1 protein-coding gene is annotated in these 762 nt (G+C 62.5%); it reads right to left on the reverse strand.

The window, feature by feature from the left end; genetic code table 11:
* Nucleotides 1–459: 459 nt before the first annotated feature.
* The coding region (locus AC5P09_RS52030; RefSeq protein WP_493880641.1) for a hypothetical protein at nucleotides 460–762 on the reverse strand (303 nt) is incomplete at its 5' end.

The raw sequence follows: 762 nt of genomic DNA on the forward strand, positions 1-762 counted from the left end.
TTGAGCTTGTGCATGCTGTCTCCGTTTTCCTCACGCACACGACCCTCCTTACGGATCGTGTCCGACTCGTCACAGACAATAACACGCACCTCACTTACAGCCGCATTCCCGACGCGCCCGAATGGGTGTCGTTGATTACTTCCGTCCATTTAGGGGTATCGCCTGTCGCGCAGACCCAGATGCGGAAACCGGACAGAGGATGCGCCGAGCAGACATTCGATATTCCACAGCTCCTCGATGGAAGACATCGTCGGCCGCACACAGAGATCGAGGCACACCCCATGAGACTTTCCGAAAGAGGCCCCGAAGGTCACAACGCCCCAAAAAAAGCGCCTCCGACCGGCGCGGAGACGAGGAGCTCAAATATCCCCATTCACCACAGCCGGAGGCGCGGAAGAACAAACGAGTCGGGCCTCGCACCGGAGGTACGAGACCCGACTGGTTACGGCGTTCCGGAAGTCAGTCGTCCTCGACGGCGCTCTGCTCGCAGAAGTTGCCGAGCCCGAACTCCTGGTCACCGATGGCGCCGGCGCCACCGGTGACGGCGCCGATGGTGCCAGCATTGAAGTCCTGCTCGCACTCCTGGACCTGCAGGTTGTCGATGACGACGCCGTACGGGAACGGGTCGTCGGAGCCGTGGCCGGCAGTGGCGCTGGCAACCCCGCCACCGGCCAGGCCGATGCCGCCGACCATGACCGCCACGGCCGCGACCTTCTTGAGCTTGTGCATGCTGTCTCCGTTTTCCTCACGCACACGACCCTC

The sequence above is a fragment of the Streptomyces sp. a15 genome (assembly GCF_059026085.1).